The 908-nt window shown below is 65.4% G+C and carries 1 protein-coding gene; it reads right to left on the reverse strand.

From position 1 onward, the window contains the following. Nucleotides 1-908 (reverse strand): threonine--tRNA ligase (locus I5M_RS20985; protein WP_040771834.1); only part of this gene is annotated, 908 nt, incomplete at both ends.

Below are 908 nucleotides of genomic sequence, written 5' to 3' on the forward strand. Positions count from 1 at the left end.
TCAAGCCGTTTTCCCGCATCCGCCGCACGTCCGGCGGCGTGGCTTCGTCCACCAGTGCGGCGATCGCCTCGTTGGTGGGCAGCACGCTGGAGCGTTCGCTGCCGAGGCGGCGGACCGAGACGGAATGCGTCTCGGCTTCCTTCTTGCCGACCACCAAGAGGGCAGGGACCTTGGCCAGCGAATGCTCGCGCACCTTGAAGTTGATCTTCTCGTTGCGCAGATCGATGTCGGCGCGTAGTCCCGCCTTGCGCAGATCGGCCAGCACCTTCTGGGCGTAGTCGTCGCCTTCCGAAGTAATCGTGGTGACAACGACCTGCACGGGCGCCAGCCACAGCGGGAAGTTGCCGGCGTAGTGCTCGATCAGGATGCCGATGAAGCGCTCCATCGAGCCGCAGATCGCGCGGTGCACCATCACCGGTGCCTTCTTGGCGCCGTCGGCGTCGATGTAGAACGCGCCGAAGCGCTCCGGCAGGTTGAAGTCGACCTGCGTGGTGCCGCACTGCCAGTCGCGGCCGATGGCGTCGCGCAGCACGTATTCGAACTTCGGCCCGTAGAACGCGCCTTCGCCGGGGTTGATCTCGGTCTTGATGCGGTTGCCGCCCTTGGCCTTGATCTCGCTCAGCACGGTGGCCATCACGCGCTCGGCGTGATCCCACATCTCGTCGGTGCCGACGCGCTTGTCGGGACGGGTCGAGAGCTTGACGGTGAGTTCGCCCTCGAAGCCGAAGTCCGAGTAGGTCGACAGGATCAGGTCGTTGATCTTCATGCACTCGTCGGCGAGCTGCGCCTCGGTACAGAACACATGCGCGTCGTCCTGGGTAAAGCCGCGCACCCGCATCAGGCCGTGCATCGCGCCCGACGGCTCGTAGCGATGCACGATGCCGAATTGGGCGAGCCGCAAGGGCAGG

The sequence above is a fragment of the Rhodopseudomonas sp. B29 genome (assembly GCF_000333455.1).
Classification (GTDB): Bacteria; Pseudomonadota; Alphaproteobacteria; order Rhizobiales; family Xanthobacteraceae; genus Rhodopseudomonas.